Annotated in this window: 12 protein-coding genes; 4 read left to right on the top strand and 8 right to left on the bottom strand. The window is 59.8% G+C overall.

Annotated features, from left to right (window positions below; genetic code table 11):
• Nucleotides 1–218: 218 nt before the first annotated feature.
• From dtd to typA, 3 genes are all read right to left on the bottom strand, one after another.
• Complete coding sequence (dtd, locus tag BM346_RS17200; RefSeq protein ID WP_092016243.1) at nt 219–662, bottom strand: D-aminoacyl-tRNA deacylase; 444 nt, start codon at nt 660–662, stop codon at nt 219–221.
• Between the two features lie 117 nt (nt 663–779).
• Entirely contained in the window at nt 780–1,742 is a 963-nt protein-coding gene (gene pip, locus BM346_RS17195) for a prolyl aminopeptidase (protein WP_092016240.1), read from the bottom strand.
• A 275-nt stretch (nt 1,743–2,017) separates the two neighbouring features.
• Nucleotides 2,018–3,829: a translational GTPase TypA gene (gene typA / locus BM346_RS17190; protein ID WP_092016237.1), complete on the bottom strand. Its 1,812-nt coding sequence runs from the start codon at nt 3,827–3,829 to the stop codon at nt 2,018–2,020.
• Nucleotides 3,830–4,389: 560 nt separating this feature from the next.
• Here typA and glnA point away from each other — a divergent pair.
• The 4 genes from glnA to ntrC all read left to right on the top strand — a co-directional run bounded on the left by glnA (nt 4,390) and on the right by ntrC (nt 9,295).
• Nucleotides 4,390–5,799 carry a glutamate--ammonia ligase gene (gene glnA, locus BM346_RS17185; protein WP_092016234.1) on the top strand — a complete coding sequence of 470 codons (1,410 nt, stop codon included), beginning with the start codon at nt 4,390–4,392 and terminating at the stop codon, nt 5,797–5,799.
• 187 nt (nt 5,800–5,986) lie between these two features.
• Nucleotides 5,987–6,493 carry a DUF4124 domain-containing protein gene (locus tag BM346_RS17180; protein WP_092016231.1) on the top strand — a complete coding sequence of 169 codons (507 nt, stop codon included), beginning with the start codon at nt 5,987–5,989 and terminating at the stop codon, nt 6,491–6,493.
• 292 nt (nt 6,494–6,785) lie between these two features.
• A complete protein-coding gene (gene glnL / locus BM346_RS17175; RefSeq protein ID WP_092016227.1) occupies nt 6,786–7,871 on the top strand; it encodes a nitrogen regulation protein NR(II) in 1,086 nt (361 codons plus the stop codon).
• Nucleotides 7,868–9,295, top strand: coding sequence for a nitrogen regulation protein NR(I) (gene ntrC, locus BM346_RS17170; protein ID WP_092016225.1), 1,428 nt, complete (start codon nt 7,868–7,870; stop codon nt 9,293–9,295). Before glnL ends, ntrC begins: the two co-directional genes overlap by 4 nt.
• 22 nt (nt 9,296–9,317) lie before the next feature.
• On the opposite strand, the gene BM346_RS17165 is transcribed toward ntrC, so the two are convergent.
• From BM346_RS17165 to BM346_RS17145, 5 genes are read right to left on the bottom strand one after another with little or no spacing between them, the layout of a single operon-like run.
• A complete protein-coding gene (locus BM346_RS17165; protein WP_139229954.1) occupies nt 9,318–12,074 on the bottom strand; it encodes a DUF6701 domain-containing protein in 2,757 nt (918 codons plus the stop codon).
• Nucleotides 12,071–12,481 carry a hypothetical protein gene (locus tag BM346_RS17160; RefSeq protein WP_092016221.1) on the bottom strand — a complete coding sequence of 137 codons (411 nt, stop codon included), beginning with the start codon at nt 12,479–12,481 and terminating at the stop codon, nt 12,071–12,073. The genes BM346_RS17165 and BM346_RS17160 overlap by 4 nt, the downstream gene beginning before the upstream one ends.
• The gene (locus BM346_RS17155; RefSeq protein ID WP_092016220.1) at nt 12,471–13,247 is read right to left on the bottom strand and encodes a PulJ/GspJ family protein; all 777 of its coding nucleotides are present in this window, start codon (nt 13,245–13,247) and stop codon (nt 12,471–12,473) included. Before BM346_RS17155 ends, BM346_RS17160 begins: the two co-directional genes overlap by 11 nt.
• Nucleotides 13,247–13,750, bottom strand: coding sequence for a type IV pilus modification PilV family protein (locus BM346_RS17150; protein ID WP_227663037.1), 504 nt, complete (start codon nt 13,748–13,750; stop codon nt 13,247–13,249). The genes BM346_RS17155 and BM346_RS17150 overlap by 1 nt, the downstream gene beginning before the upstream one ends.
• A complete protein-coding gene (locus tag BM346_RS17145; protein WP_092016217.1) occupies nt 13,747–14,199 on the bottom strand; it encodes a pilus assembly FimT family protein in 453 nt (150 codons plus the stop codon). The genes BM346_RS17150 and BM346_RS17145 overlap by 4 nt, the downstream gene beginning before the upstream one ends.
• Nucleotides 14,200–14,204 lie beyond the last annotated feature (5 nt).

The raw sequence follows: 14,204 nt of genomic DNA, 5'->3' as shown, positions 1-14,204 counted from the left end.
CAAAAGCTTTAAGTCAGCGTTCAAAAACAGAGCCAGAACCCTGAAAAACCTTTAAAAACAAAATATTATTGATGAATACCACCTTCTACGCAGCTCAGGTAGCCCGCGCCTCGCACCAGTCGGGGGCACTCCCTCAGAGACAGAACCGCGGACGCACAAAAATGCGCCATAACCGACAGGTCGCGAAACTTTACCTATTGTCCTGTCCGATAACAATGTCAGGCATTCAACAGGAAAGTCACCGGCCCGTCATTGACCAATGCCACTTTCATGTCAGCACCGAATCTTCCGAATTCGACCCGTTCCTCGCCAAGAACTTTTTTCGCCTCATGACCAAAGTAATCCACAAGCTCGCGAGCGGTTTTCGGCTCAGCGGCATTGGAAAAACCCGGACGGGTACCGGAACCGGTATCGGCAGCAAGGGTGAACTGGGGTACGATCAGAAGGGAGCCGCCACTATCTTCAACACTGCGGTTCATGCGGCCCTGGTCATCGGGAAAAATCCGATAACGGATAATTTTGCCAACCAGCGCGTCGGCCTGGGCGACACTGTCCCTGCGCTCCACTCCCAGCAGCAAAAGCAGGCCCCCGTCAATGCTGGCAATCACCTCGCCATCCACTGATACGCTTGCCTGAGTCACCCTCTGGATCAATCCCTTCATGGCAATCCTGAAGCCAAGTTGGTTTCGAAAGCGATGGGATTCTATCGGCGACGGAACCGCAAAGCAAGTCGAGCACGCCGGCGCTGGACAGCGTGAGACTGCCCGCTGATCAATGTTTCACGCCGGCCTTGGCTCGGACTCCCGGGCCACGGTCTCCACAGCACGCATCAACGCATCGATCAGCGAGGGTTCAGAGGCCGAGTGCCCCGCGTCGCGGATTATCTGCAGCTCAGCCTGGGGCCAGGCCTCACTGAGGGCAAAGGCATTATCCAGCGGGCAGACCATGTCGTAACGGCCATGGACAATGACGCCGGGTATTTCCGCCAGCCGTCCTGCGTTGGCCAGCAGTTGCCCCGGTTCCAGGAAAGCATTATTCATGAAGTAGTGGCATTCGATCCGCGCCAGGGCGATCGCGGTATGGGGGTGGGCAAAGTGCTCCACTACCCGGGGATTGGGATGCAAAGTGGCGCACCGCCCCTCCCATATGGACCAGGCCTTGGCGGCCTGAATCTGCTCGAGCTCGTTGGAGCTGGTGAGGCGGCGATAGTAAGCGCTGACCATGTCTCCACGTTCCACAGCAGGAATCGGCGCCAGGTAGTCCTGCCAGTAATCCGGAAAAACGCGACCGGCGCCATCCTGATAGAACCAGCGGATATCTTCAGGACGACACAGGAATATCCCTCTTAACACCAGTCCCAGAACATGCCCGGGCCATTCCTGGGCGTAAGCCAGACTTAGTGTCGAGCCCCAGCTGCCACCAAAGAGTATCCAGCGATCAATACCCAGGAACTGTCGCGCCCGCTCCAGATCCTCCACCAGCGCCTGCGTGGTATTACCCCTGAGCTCGGCCAGGGGGGTCGAGCGCCCTGCCCCGCGCTGGTCCAGCAGGATGATCCGGAACCGCTCGGCATCGAAGAATCTCCGATACCACTCCTCGCAACCACCACCCGGGCCGCCATGAATGACGATTACCGGAATCCCGTCAGGGTTACCGGACTCTTCCAGGTACAGCTCATGGGGAGGATCCACGGCAAGGCGGTGGCGGGCGTAGGGCTGGATTTCAGGATAGAGACTCAGCATCACAAACTCCGTTTTGGGGATTTCAGGAGTCTAGCTGACATTGGCGGGGGAAATCATGTTTTGCCGCGGAATCCGCGAAGTACGCGGAAAAACAGGATTAGCCACGGAAACCACGGAAGGACACGGAAAAAGAATCTTTAGCCACGGACACTCAAGGACTAAGACAGAAAGATTTTTAACTTACTAATCTTTTCGTCCGTGTGTGTCCGTGTTGTCCGTGGCTATCTTTGGTCTTTACTTTCCGTGCCTTCCGTGGTTTCCGTGGCTAAAAGTCCTTACTTCTTGCCGGCGCGCTTGCGCTCGTTTTCGGTCAGCAGCTTCTTGCGCAGCCGGATCGACTTGGGAGTCACTTCCACCAGTTCATCTTCGTCGATGAACTCCAGCGCCTGCTCCAGGGTGAACTTGATGGGCGGCACCAGGCCGATCACCTCGTCCTTACCGGAGGCACGCATGTTGTCCAGCTTTTTGCCCTTGGTGGGGTTGATCACAATGTCGTTATCCCGGCTGTGGATACCGCACAACTGACCCTCGTAGACTTCCTGGCCCGGGTCCAGGAACAGCTTGCCCCGGCTCTGAAGTGTTTCCAGGGAGTACGTCAGCGCGGTGCCGTTGGCCATGGAGACCAGCACACCGTTCTGGCGGCTGCCCATGGCGCCCTCCTTGATCGGCCCGTAGTGGCTGAAGGTAGAGGTCAGGATACCGGTACCGGAGGTCATGGTCAGGAACGCATTCCGGAAGCCGATCAGCCCGCGGGCGGGAATCGTGTATTCCAGCCGCATGCGGCCCTTGCCATCGGGAATCATGTTGGTCAGGTCACCCTTGCGAAGACCCATCTGTTCCATGACAGGGCCCTGGTGCTGCTCCTCGATGTCGACGATCACATTCTCGTAGGGCTCCTGCTTTACGCCGTCAATCTCGCGGATAACCACTTCAGGCCGTCCCACCGCCAGCTCGAAGTTTTCACGGCGCATGTTTTCGATCAGCACCGACAGGTGCAGTTCACCACGTCCGGAAACCTTGAACTTGTCGGCGGATTCACCTTCCTCTACCCGCAGGGCGACGTTGTGCAGCAACTCCTTCTCCAGTCGCTCCTTGATGTTGCGGCTGGTGACGTACTTGCCTTCCTTGCCGGCGAACGGCGAGTCGTTGACCTGGAAGGTCATGGATACCGTGGGCTCGTCCACGGTCAGCGGCGGCAGTGCCTCCACGGCATTGGGATCACACAGGGTGTCAGAGATGTGCAGCTGGTCGAGACCGCTGACGCAGACGATGTCACCGGCCTGTGCTTCTTCCACTTCCACCCGGTGGAGACCGGAATGCCCCATGATCTTGAGGATACGACCGCTGCGCTTTTTGCCGTCGGCACCGATGGCTGCCACCGGTGTATTGGTCTTCACCTTGCCCCGCATGATGCGGCCAATGCCGATGACGCCCAGAAAGCTGCTGTAATCCAGCTGGGAAATCTGCATCTGGAAAGTCCCGTCCGGATCAACCGCAGGCGCCGGAACATGGTCGACAATCGCCTGGAAGACAGCGTCCATGTTGTCGTCCATGGCCTCGTGATCCATGCCGGCGATACCGTTCAGGGCGCTGGCATAGACAATGGGGAAATCGAGCTGCTCGTCGGTGGCGCCGAGGTTGTCGAAAAGATCAAAAACCTGATCCACCACCCAGTCCGGGCGCGCGCCCGGACGGTCAATCTTGTTGACCACCACGATGGGACGGAGGCCGGCAGCGAATGCCTTCTGGGTCACGAAGCGGGTTTGCGGCATGGGGCCGTCGATGGAATCCACCACCAGCAGCACGCAGTCCACCATGCTCATGACACGTTCAACCTCACCACCGAAGTCGGCGTGACCCGGGGTGTCCACAATGTTAATGGCGTAGTCGTGCCATTTCAGGGCCGTGTTCTTGGCCAGAATGGTGATACCACGCTCCTTTTCCTGGTCATTGGAGTCCATGACCCGCTCGCTCTCGAGCTCTTTTCGGTCCAGGGTGCCGGACTGGCGCAACAGCTGGTCCACCAGGGTGGTCTTTCCATGGTCAACGTGGGCAATAATGGCTACATTTCTAAGCTTATCAATCACAAGAGGTTCCTGCGGCATGTCCCGATGACCTGAGAGGGTTCAGGGACGCAGACCCTGCTCCCGGGGCGTTCACATGCCGTCTCAAATCCGAAATAAATGAATGGCGTTGTCCGGGCGGGCGCCCGGGTCCTGGCAGATGCGAATCCTGCCGGACATTCAAGCGCGCGAAGTATATCGGAAACCCGATGGCGTTAATATGAAGAAAAACGCCTATTCTGTTTCGGTGCACAAAAGACCCTCATGCACCATTACCGAACACAAACAGGGTAATGCGCACGATAATGGTGCACTATTTGGGTGCACACATGAAGAGCGGGTTCACATGGGAACGACAAAATTGCCTGCAAAGCGCATGGTTGGGCGATTTCACGCCATGCATCAAAAACTGGCAAGCCGATTGCTTCAGCTGTTACAGCCGATTTTCAAGGTGACTGACGGCAATCTTCTGATAAGCTGCCCGCACCAGAAGAATGATCGGAGCTCAGCCAGGCGCTGAACGATCCGGCACACCGAACACCGAAATCACCCGCGCTGCGGGTTAACTTACGGAGTAAAGCACAATGTCGAAGACGAAGACGATTGATCTGATCAAAGAACACGAAGTCAAATGGGTCGACCTGCGATTCACCGACAGCCGTGGCAAAGAGCAGCATGTTACCCTGCCGGCCACCGAGGTGGACGAGGATTTCTTCACCGACGGCAAAATGTTCGATGGCTCTTCAATTGCTGGCTGGAAGGGCATCAACGAGTCCGACATGATCCTGATGCCGGACGATGAAACCTCCGTGCTGGACCCGTTCACCGAGGAAACCACGGTCAACATCACCTGCGACATCGTGGAGCCTACCACCATGCAGGGTTACGAGCGTGATCCCCGCTCCGTTGCCCGTCGTGCCGAAGAGTACCTGAAGTCCACCGGCATTGCTGACGGTGCCCTGTTCGGCCCGGAGCCGGAGTTCTTCATTTTTGACTCCGCCAAGTGGTCCATCGACATGAAGGGCGCCATGTACGAGCTGTACTCGGAAGAAGCTGCCTGGGTCTCCGGCGAAGATTTCGAGCGCAACAACATCGGTCACCGTCCCGGCGTCAAGGGTGGCTACTTCCCGGTTCCGCCAGTGGACAGCCTGCACGACCTGCGTGGCGCGATGTGTGCCGCCATGGAGTCCATGGGTCTGGTTATCGAAGTGCATCACCACGAAGTGGGGACTGCCGGCCAGTGTGAAATCGGTGTTGGCCCCAATACCCTGACCCGCAAGGCGGACGAAGTACAGATTCTGAAGTACTGCGTGCACAACGTGGCCCACGCCTACGGCAAGACAGCCACCTTCATGCCCAAGCCGGTGGTGGGTGACAACGGTTCCGGCATGCACGTTCACATGTCCCTGAACAAGGACGGCAAGAACCTCTTTGCGGGTGACGGCTATGCCGGCCTGAGCGAGATGGCCCTGTACTACATCGGCGGCATCATCAAGCACGCAAGGACCATCAACGCCTTCACCAACAGCACCACCAACAGCTACAAGCGTCTGGTACCTGGCTTCGAAGCGCCGGTCATGCTGGCCTACTCCGCCCGTAACCGCTCCGCTTCCATCCGTATCCCGTACGTAAGCAGCCCCAAGGCCCGCCGTATCGAGGTTCGGTTCCCTGACCCGGGCTCCAACCCCTACCTGGCCTTCGCCGCCCTGATGATGGCCGGCCTGGACGGCATCCAGAACAAGATCCACCCTGGCGATGCCATGGACAAGGACCTGTATGACCTGCCGAAGGAAGAGGCCCTGAACATTCCGACCGTGGCCGGAACGTTCGAGGAAGCCCTGGAGTACCTGGAGAAGGACCACGAGTTCCTGACCCGTGGTGGCGTATTCACCGAGGACATGATCGCAGGCTATCTCGACCTGAAGCGTGCGGAAGTTCAGCGTCTGAACATGACCACCCATCCGGTTGAGTTCGAGCTGTACTACTCCTGCTGATTCCGGAAGTGAATCGGGGCGGTGCTGTCGGCCGCTCCCTAAAGCCCCGCCCCGGCGGGGCTTTTTTTGTGACTGTTACCTCACCGTAACTTCTGGCTACGTGTGGCGCATTGCATTGGCCTGGCCCTCTGCCGATAATTCTGTCTGGGTCCATTAAAAGGTTCTGGCTATGAGAATAACGCGGTTAATGCTCTGCTCACTCGCCACGGCGTTCCTGTCCCTTCCGGTCAGTGCGGAGGTATACCGCCAGGTGGACAAGGATGGCAATGTCACCTTCACCGACGAGCCCACAGAAGGCGCGGAGAGAATTCAGGTCAAGCCGGTCACCACCATTACCATGCCCAAACCGGAGACGGTCCTGAGGCAGGTGGAGGAAGACGAGGAAATCGGCGACCAGAGCGCTTACGAATCGGCCACCTTTGTGTCCCCTGTGGACGAGGAAGCTTTCTACAGCGGCAGTGGCAATATCGAGCTTCGGGTGACCAGTGAGCCAGCCCTGCGTGAGGGGCACCGTTTCGAGATAACCCTGGACGGCCAGCCCGTTGGTCAGACCCGCTCCGGTTCTGTGAGCGTCCAGAATGTCTTCCGCGGCACTCACAGTGCCGGTGTCCATGTTATCAACGAAGCTGGTGAGCGCATCTACACCGGGCAGCAGATCGAATTCACCGTCCACCGCCCCTCCGTCCTTAACTGACCTGAAACACGGGGTCTGGCACGCCTGCCAGACCCCGATCAGCCTGCCCTGCCGCCATCATTGCACCATTCTGGTGCGCTCGCACCAAAAAACGTCCATACTCTGTTCAGGCAAGGGGCATTCCCCAGGGCATCGAATGCCCTTGTATCGGATTCGCACCAAAGCGTATCGCTGCCCTGCCAGTAAATTCGCCACTTTGCCCGCAAACAGCGCAGCGAAAGCAAAAACTGCGACACCATCTCAAATCTGGATCGTTTTTTGCAGTTCCCAATGCAGAAACTGGGGGAGATCCATGGCAGCCGTTACGGACTACAAGAGTATTCTCGAAAGCCTGACCACCGCCGTGGTGGTCGTCGACAGGAGTCTGCGGATTCAGTACCTGAACCCGGCTGCGGAGAGCATGCTGGAAACCAGCCTTTTGCGGGTGCGCAGGGTCAGGCTCGCAAGCCTGCTCCTGGAAACCAATCAGTCCCTGGATACCCTTCGGGCCGCGGTTGAAACCGGTCAGGCCTACACCCGCCGGGAGGCCGAGTTTCTGCTCGCCACCGGCAACAGGTTTACGGTGGACTATTCAGTAAGCCCTTTCGGGAATGACTCGGGGGAACTGATGATGGAAATCCAGCCGCGGGACCGCCTGATGCGCATCAGCCGCGAGGAAGACATGCTGGTGCAGCAGGAGACCACCCGCATCCTGGTGCGGGGGATGGCTCACGAAATCAAGAACCCCCTCGGGGGAATACGGGGCGCGGCCCAGTTGCTGGACCGGGAACTCACCGACGACAGCCAGAAGGAATACACCCAGGTCATTATTGACGAGGCGGACCGACTGCGCAGCCTCGTGGACCGCATGCTCGGCCCCAACCGCGCCCTCAGGCTTGCCCCTACCAATATCCACGAGGTACTCGAACGGGTACGCACCCTGCTGGAAGCCGAGAGCCGGGGCCGGCTCCGGTTCCAGAGGGACTACGATATCAGCCTGCCGGAGTTTCCGGGCGACAAGGAACAGCTGATCCAGGCTTTCCTCAACATCGCCCGGAACGCCATGGAAGCGGCTTTCGAGTATCGGGACAGGCCCTGCAGCCCGGAACCGCCAACCATTGTTTTCCGTACGCGGGTACTGCGCCAGTTCACCATTGGCCAGAAGCGTCACCGACTGGTGTGCCGTGTCGACATCATGGATAACGGCCCGGGCATCCCCCCGGACCTGCTTCAGAATATCTTTTACCCCATGATCAGTGGCCGGGCCAACGGCACCGGTCTGGGGCTGTCCATTACCCAGAGCATCATCGGCCAGCACCATGGACTGGTGGAATGCGAAAGTGAACCCGGCAAGACCGACTTTATAATCTTTCTGCCGCTGGAGGAGTCCGCAAAATGAGTCAACCGGCAAACGTCTGGATCATAGACGACGACCGCAGCATTCGCTGGGTGCTGGAACGCGCCCTTACCCAGGCCGGAATGCGCCCCCGGGTTTTCGAGAATGGCGATGGGGTCATGGTGCGGCTCGAGCACGAGGAGCCGGATGCGATCATCAGTGACATTCGCATGCCCGGTATTGACGGTATTTCCCTGCTTTCCCGCATTGTCGAGAGCAACCCCGATGTGCCCGTAATCATCATGACCGCCCATTCCGACCTGGAAAGCGCGGTCACCAGTTACCAGACCGGCGCCTTCGAATATCTGCCCAAACCTTTCGATGTGGATGATGCCGTCGGCCTGGTGAAGCGGGCCGTTGCCCACAGCCATGAGCGCCGAGCCACGTCCGAGCCGGTCACGGAACCTGCCCACCGCAGTGCCGAGATTATCGGCGAAGCCCCGGCAATGCAGGAGGTTTTCCGGGCCATCGGGCGGCTCTCCCACTCCAACATCACCGTGCTCATCAACGGCGAAAGCGGTACCGGTAAGGAGCTGGTGGCCCAGGCCCTGCACAATCACAGCCCACGGGCGAATCACCCATTCGTTGCCCTGAACATGGCAGCCATTCCCAAGGACCTGATCGAGTCGGAGCTGTTTGGCCATGAAAAGGGCGCCTTCACTGGCGCGGCGGCGGCCCGTCAGGGTCGCTTCGAGCAGGCCAACGGCGGCACCCTGTTCCTGGACGAGATCGGCGACATGCCCGCTGACACCCAGACGCGGCTGCTCCGGGTGCTGGCCGATGGCGAGTTCTACCGGGTGGGAGGTACAACCTCCATCAGGGTCGATGTGCGGATCATCGCCGCCACCCACCAGGACCTGGAGAAACTGGTCCAGGCCGGAACTTTTCGGGAAGACCTGTTCCATCGCCTGAACGTGATTCGCGTGCACCTGCCGAAGCTGGCGGAGCGTCGGGAGGACATCCCCCGCCTGATGCAGCATTTTCTCAAGCGGGCGGCGAAGGAGCTGGCTGTCGAGCCCAAGATCCTGCGACCGGACGCAGAGGAGTACCTGACCACGCTTCCCTGGCCCGGCAACGTACGCCAGCTGGAGAACACCTGTCGCTGGCTCACCGTCATGGCCAGTGGCCGGGAAATCCACATCGATGACCTGCCGCCGGAACTGCTGCAGCAGGCCGACACCCCCGCCACCGGTCAGACCTGGCAGGAAGGCCTGCGCAACTGGGCGGAGCAGGAACTGCGACGGGGCAAGAAGGGCATTCTGGAAAGCGCGGTGCCGGAATTCGAAAAGATCATGATTGAAACCGCCCTGAAGCACACCGGTGGCCGGCGCCGGGACGCGTCAGTCCTGCTGGGGTGGGGCCGCAACACCCTGACCCGAAAGATCAACGAGCTGGGGATGGATCATGAGGAGGTGGACGAGCCCTGAGGCTCGCCCCACCTCCGGCCCGTCAGTTTAGGACCTCCTGCCAGTAAATAACACGGTCATGGCCGCGGTAGACGCCGAAGGTGGCCAAAGCGGAGGGGAGATCCAGGGTTCCGTCACCATCAAAATCATCCTGCTGCCAGACGGGAACGGACCAGATGAGCTCTTCGGTTCCCCGGGTACCATTGGGCTCAAGCACTAACGGCTCTGCCTGACCCATGGCAAAATCCCCGGTATCGCCTTCGCTGACCAGCTCATGGTATTGCTCGGGGTCGCTGAGCTGACTGGCCGCCGCGTCCCAGGTGGTGCAGCTGTCCAGCAGGTTCACCACAAATGCGGAGCCATTCCAGTATTCCATGGCAAACGGCATGGTCAACTGGCTGGCGTTTTCCGGACCATAAACGTTTTCCATAAACCGCCGGCCGTAGTAGATCTCTCCATCGCTGGTGGGTGATAGTGAGAGCGGGACACTGCCAGCAGCAGTAACGCCGTCCTGATCCGTAACCTGGTCGATGGTCAGGGTCAGCGAAGGGGTGAACGGAGCGACCGCGGCTTCAGGCGACTTGGTATAGGTGACAGTGTCATTCGCATTATAGCGATAGACGACCGGATCCAGATCGACTCTTGGTGCGATGGTGCCTATCTGCTTGGCGGTCACTATCGGATACGGCGTGTCGTCGGTCAGCAAAGCACTGTCGTCCTCCGCTGGCCAGGTCCGGGTCACCCCGCCGGACAAAAGCCGCATGAAGCCTCCGATCAGATAATTGCGGGTCTCCGATCCCGACGTATTCAGGGGTGTGACTTCAATGGAAGGCTCGGTCATCCAGCCGGTCTCCTGGCCACTGTAGGTAAAGCCGCCAGGACCGCTGCAGAATGCCGCCAGGGTTCCCTGGTCCTCCACATCAAGCTCGAAACGATCCGGCACAAAACGTCCCACCGGTCCACTGTTGCCGGTTAGCCTGTTTGTCCGCAGACTGCCTGCCCCCAGGTAATTGCCGTCAGTCACTGCGCCTTCGATGTCGATAATTCCCACTTCCTGAAACCGAAAGCCGGACCTGTTTGCCACCCCAGAGCTATAGTCGGAGGACTGCAATGCTGGCCCGTCCAGACCTGGGTCAACACCGCCGGTCGGCGCCCGCAATATTGAGGAAAGATCCACCGTTTCGCCGTCGTTACCGAAAGAAGGTGCAAAGCCGTTGTCCATGAGACTGGCGCCGCCATCTGCAACGCCGTCGCTGTCGGCATCGTCGGAGCTCTCGTAAAGGGCCCCACCGACACGGAGGGAGAATTCCGATCCCGCGGCCTGGAAAACCGGCCCATCGGCCGCCTCGCTGCCGGGGTTACCGGGCACCTCGATGGCAATGGCAAACGGCCGGGCTGTCCAGGGTGACGACGCCGAGGCGGAAACAACAGGCAATGGCGAGCCCGCGGTGTCCGTTGCAAAACCGCTGGTTTCGTCCAGCAATCTGAGGGTATAGCGCCCTACATCCAAAGGAGTCAGAGAAATGTCCGCCCGACCGTCGATGAACGCAACATCCAGGTTGCTGCTTGCTGGCGCGGCGTCCGGCAAGGCCACGGCGCCCTGACCGGAAGCCAGTACCGGAGCAGTGCCGCCCGGATCGTCGCCGGCCCGGTCCAGCCAGGCCTTGAGACTGAAGGTTCCTTCATAACCCGGGGCGACGCCGCACTCACCGCCGTCCGGATCGCGCTTCAGCAAACTGAGCTGATAGCGGTGCTGACGTCCTGCGATCAGATCATCACCAAGGGGGTCGTTGTTTTCGACAAAAAGAACATTTTCCCGGAAAACCACGGTCTGGCTCACACCCACGACGTTCGTATCCTGGTCTCTTACCTCAATCCAGAGTTCGTCTGCATGGACGTTAGCAAACCGCAGCGTGACGTCGCCTCCGTCAGCACTGACAAACTGGTACTGGGCGGAGCCATCGTCGGTGTTATCCGGGGAAGGACTCAGACTGCCGGAGCCGTCACCGACTTCCCACAGGCCATGTCCGCTCGTTGTCGATAGATCGATAAGCCCCTCGTAATCTGTCACCAGGTTGCCATCGCTATCATAGGCACTGATAGTGACATCTGCGGGAGCACATACACTGGCTGAGGGAGGCGCACTGATTTCCAGACGTGTGGCACCGGGGAAGGCGGGCAAACCATCATTGCTGCTCCCCGGAGTCTCACCACCACTGCCACCTGGTTCCAGTAGCCAGGGCCCTACGCCATCAGGTATCCGCTGGATATTTTTCGTGTTGGAGGAAGGTGCCTGGTACGGATACGGGAGCGTGCAGTCGAGCGTAAATCCGCTTCGCTGGAAATCACCAACCTGCACATAATCGATCAAGTGCCCTTTTGCATCCACAAGGGTGACATCCATGCCTCTACCGCGCTGGTTTCCCTGAGTGCCCAGATCTATGTAGTCCGGGCTTCCGATGAGACGCTCATTCGCGATGATCCAGGGTGAACCCGAATCATCCATATCCGCCAGGCTGATATCACTCGTACAACCGTCACTCGTACAGGCACTGAGCTTCCAGCCATTGTAGTCCGATTCCTCAAGCAGCGGGCTGAGTAGACGGACTTCGATGAACATCGATGTGTCAGCGGCCTCAGACTGCTTGAAGACCTCATTGATCGTCGCCAGACCGAGATAGTCATCCGAGCACTCAGCATAACCGGCGACAGGCGCCAGAACCGAAGCGACAAAAAGACCGACCGCCCCGAGCCATTTGCGCAAAGTAGTCGGTCCGGCGGCGTTATGGAGAATTTTCATCGGACACGCACCTCAACCATTCGCGTTGCCTGATCGGCCCCGGCACCACACTGCCCTGCACTGACGATCGAGAAGATCGTGTCACCACCAGGGACACTGACGTTCACAGCCGCCGACTCGCAGGTCAGCGACGCGTTACAGCCATGCAGGGCCGATGCACTGAAAGCGACCGAACTGCTCACAGCGCTGCAGCTTCCCGCCTCCAGCACATCCCTGACCGCCACCTGAGCACCGCTCTCGGCGGCGAAGAAAGCCCGCTGGGACTGGATCTGCAGGCTCACGGCCTGGCCGCTGCCCTCCTGCAGCTGGGCCATGCCCACCACGATCAGTGCCAGCACTGTGATGATGAACAGGGCAATGGGCAGGCCGGCGCCGGACTGGTGTCGTAAAGAAAGCTCAGGGTACATTGCGGATCTGAACCTCCTGGCTGATCGTGGTGGTCTCATCCCCCTGGGGATCTTTCAGGGTAAAGGTGAACTGCACAACCGCGGCCCGGCGGAGGGAGGGCGGCGTGTACTGGAACTGGACATTGCCGGTCAGGTCCGCCGCCAGCACCTCGGGGGAAACGCCTGGGGGCGTTGGCTGGCTGCTGCCTGGTGCATAACCACCGTACCGATAGAGAAAGCGACCGCTCTGGCAGAGGCTGACCGGCTGGCCGACCACGAACAGGCGCCGCTGGGGCGAGCGCTCACGGAACCGGTGACTCTCGCTCAGGGTAATGACGGCTGGTGAGGTGCTGTTGTCGATACTGCTGATAGGCGGTGACACCGGGCCCGGGTCCGCATCGCCGTAAAGCGAATCCGTGGAAGTACCGTAACCATAAACAATGGCTCGCGTCGTGCCCGCCGGCGGAGCATCCACGAACGGAGCAACGGAGATCTCGTCGGAACTCGCCCCGCGAGGCAGGCTCGTGTAGGCGGTGCCGGCCAGGATGGGCAGCCACTCCAGGCAGTTGCCGGCGGTGCGGATGGAGAGCGGAAACGCCTCCCGCAGTTCACGGGTAATCTGCTCGCTGATAACGACGCCCTGTAAGGCGCGCTGTTGGCGAGCGCTCACGTCGATGGCGCCACGGGTAGAAAGGGCGACGAACTGCACCGAGATGGTGGCGACAATGGCCAGCAGCACGATCACCATGACCAGTTCCACCAGTGTGAAGCCCGCCGCCCGCCGCATCAGAAATTCGCCCGGTAGGCGGTGAACAGGTAATCCTGACTGGACGGATCCACAATGGTGATGTCGATGCGCTTGGCCTCCTCATTCGGCAGCCCCAACTCGCTGCCCGCGCAGGTCACGGTCACCGAGACCACAAAGCTGGAATAAGCCGGGCCCAGCGAGTCGCCGTCCGCATTCGCCGGTGCTGCACTGTCGATGGCGTTGTAATCGTCGACATCGTCGTAGTCTTCCCGCTGGCTCTCTTCCGTGGTGATCGAGCAGCCGCTCTGCTTCGGGACACCGCCTGGGGGCGTGCTCTCGTCGTATCTCCGGGACAGAATTTCATCCATGTAGAGCTGAGACAAGGCCACAGCCCGGGTCTGGTTAAGGGGGTCGGCGCTGCGCCCGCTGATGAGGGCGAAAGCCCCTACCACCCCGGCGATGGCAACGCTGATAATCACAATGGTGATCACCAGCTCCACCAGGGTAGCCCCCTGCTGGGATGCCACGTCTGGCCGTCTCAACAGCCACCTCCATAGACGGCGCCGAGGGAGCTCAGGCACACCGTGAAGGTACTTTCGCCAGAAAAGGCAAACTGTACATTGCCGCCCGTCTCGGGCCGGCCCATGTTATCGAAATCAATAGGGAGAGTCGCGCCACTGACCGAGAAAGCGGTGCCGTGACGCCCGATGCGGAATTCCCGCTCGGAGGCCGTGCCAGGGCCGACGGTGAAGACGAAATCATCCGTACCCTGGGTGACCGACAGTGAACTGGCCTCGTTGCCCGCCAGCGCTGCCTGTTGGGCAAGCAGCGTGGCGGATGACAACTGCTGGGTGGCCAGCAGGGGGGAGAAGGCCGAGTGGCCGGCGAACAGGCCAATACCCAGAACGGAGAGCACTCCGATCAGCGTGATTACCATTACCAGTTCGACCAGTGTGAAGCCAGACGATTCTGAGGCATAGAGTGCCTTCATGTCTT

Origin of the sequence: Marinobacter daqiaonensis (genome assembly GCF_900115285.1) — a bacterium.
Taxonomy (GTDB): Bacteria; Pseudomonadota; Gammaproteobacteria; order Pseudomonadales; family Oleiphilaceae; genus Marinobacter; species Marinobacter daqiaonensis.
The sequence above is the reverse complement of the archived record's forward strand: the minus strand, read 5'-3'. Positions and strand labels throughout refer to the sequence as shown.

Bases quoted from the DNA above. Each gene is read 5' to 3' on its own strand.
- glnA (WP_092016234.1), top strand. From the start codon at position 4,390: ATGTCGAAGACGAAGACGATTGATCTGATCAAAGAACACGAAGTCAAA.
- glnL (WP_092016227.1), top strand. From the start codon at position 6,786: ATGGCAGCCGTTACGGACTACAAGAGTATTCTCGAAAGCCTGACCACC.
- pip (WP_092016240.1), bottom strand. From the start codon at position 1,742: ATGCTGAGTCTCTATCCTGAAATCCAGCCCTACGCCCGCCACCGCCTT.
- BM346_RS17145 (WP_092016217.1), bottom strand. From the start codon at position 14,199: ATGAAGGCACTCTATGCCTCAGAATCGTCTGGCTTCACACTGGTCGAA.
- BM346_RS17165 (WP_139229954.1), bottom strand. From the start codon at position 12,074: ATGAAAATTCTCCATAACGCCGCCGGACCGACTACTTTGCGCAAATGG.
- BM346_RS17160 (WP_092016221.1), bottom strand. From the start codon at position 12,481: ATGTACCCTGAGCTTTCTTTACGACACCAGTCCGGCGCCGGCCTGCCC.
- BM346_RS17155 (WP_092016220.1), bottom strand. From the start codon at position 13,247: ATGCGGCGGGCGGCGGGCTTCACACTGGTGGAACTGGTCATGGTGATC.
- dtd (WP_092016243.1), bottom strand. From the start codon at position 662: ATGAAGGGATTGATCCAGAGGGTGACTCAGGCAAGCGTATCAGTGGAT.
- BM346_RS17180 (WP_092016231.1), top strand. From the start codon at position 5,987: ATGCTCTGCTCACTCGCCACGGCGTTCCTGTCCCTTCCGGTCAGTGCG.
- ntrC (WP_092016225.1), top strand. From the start codon at position 7,868: ATGAGTCAACCGGCAAACGTCTGGATCATAGACGACGACCGCAGCATT.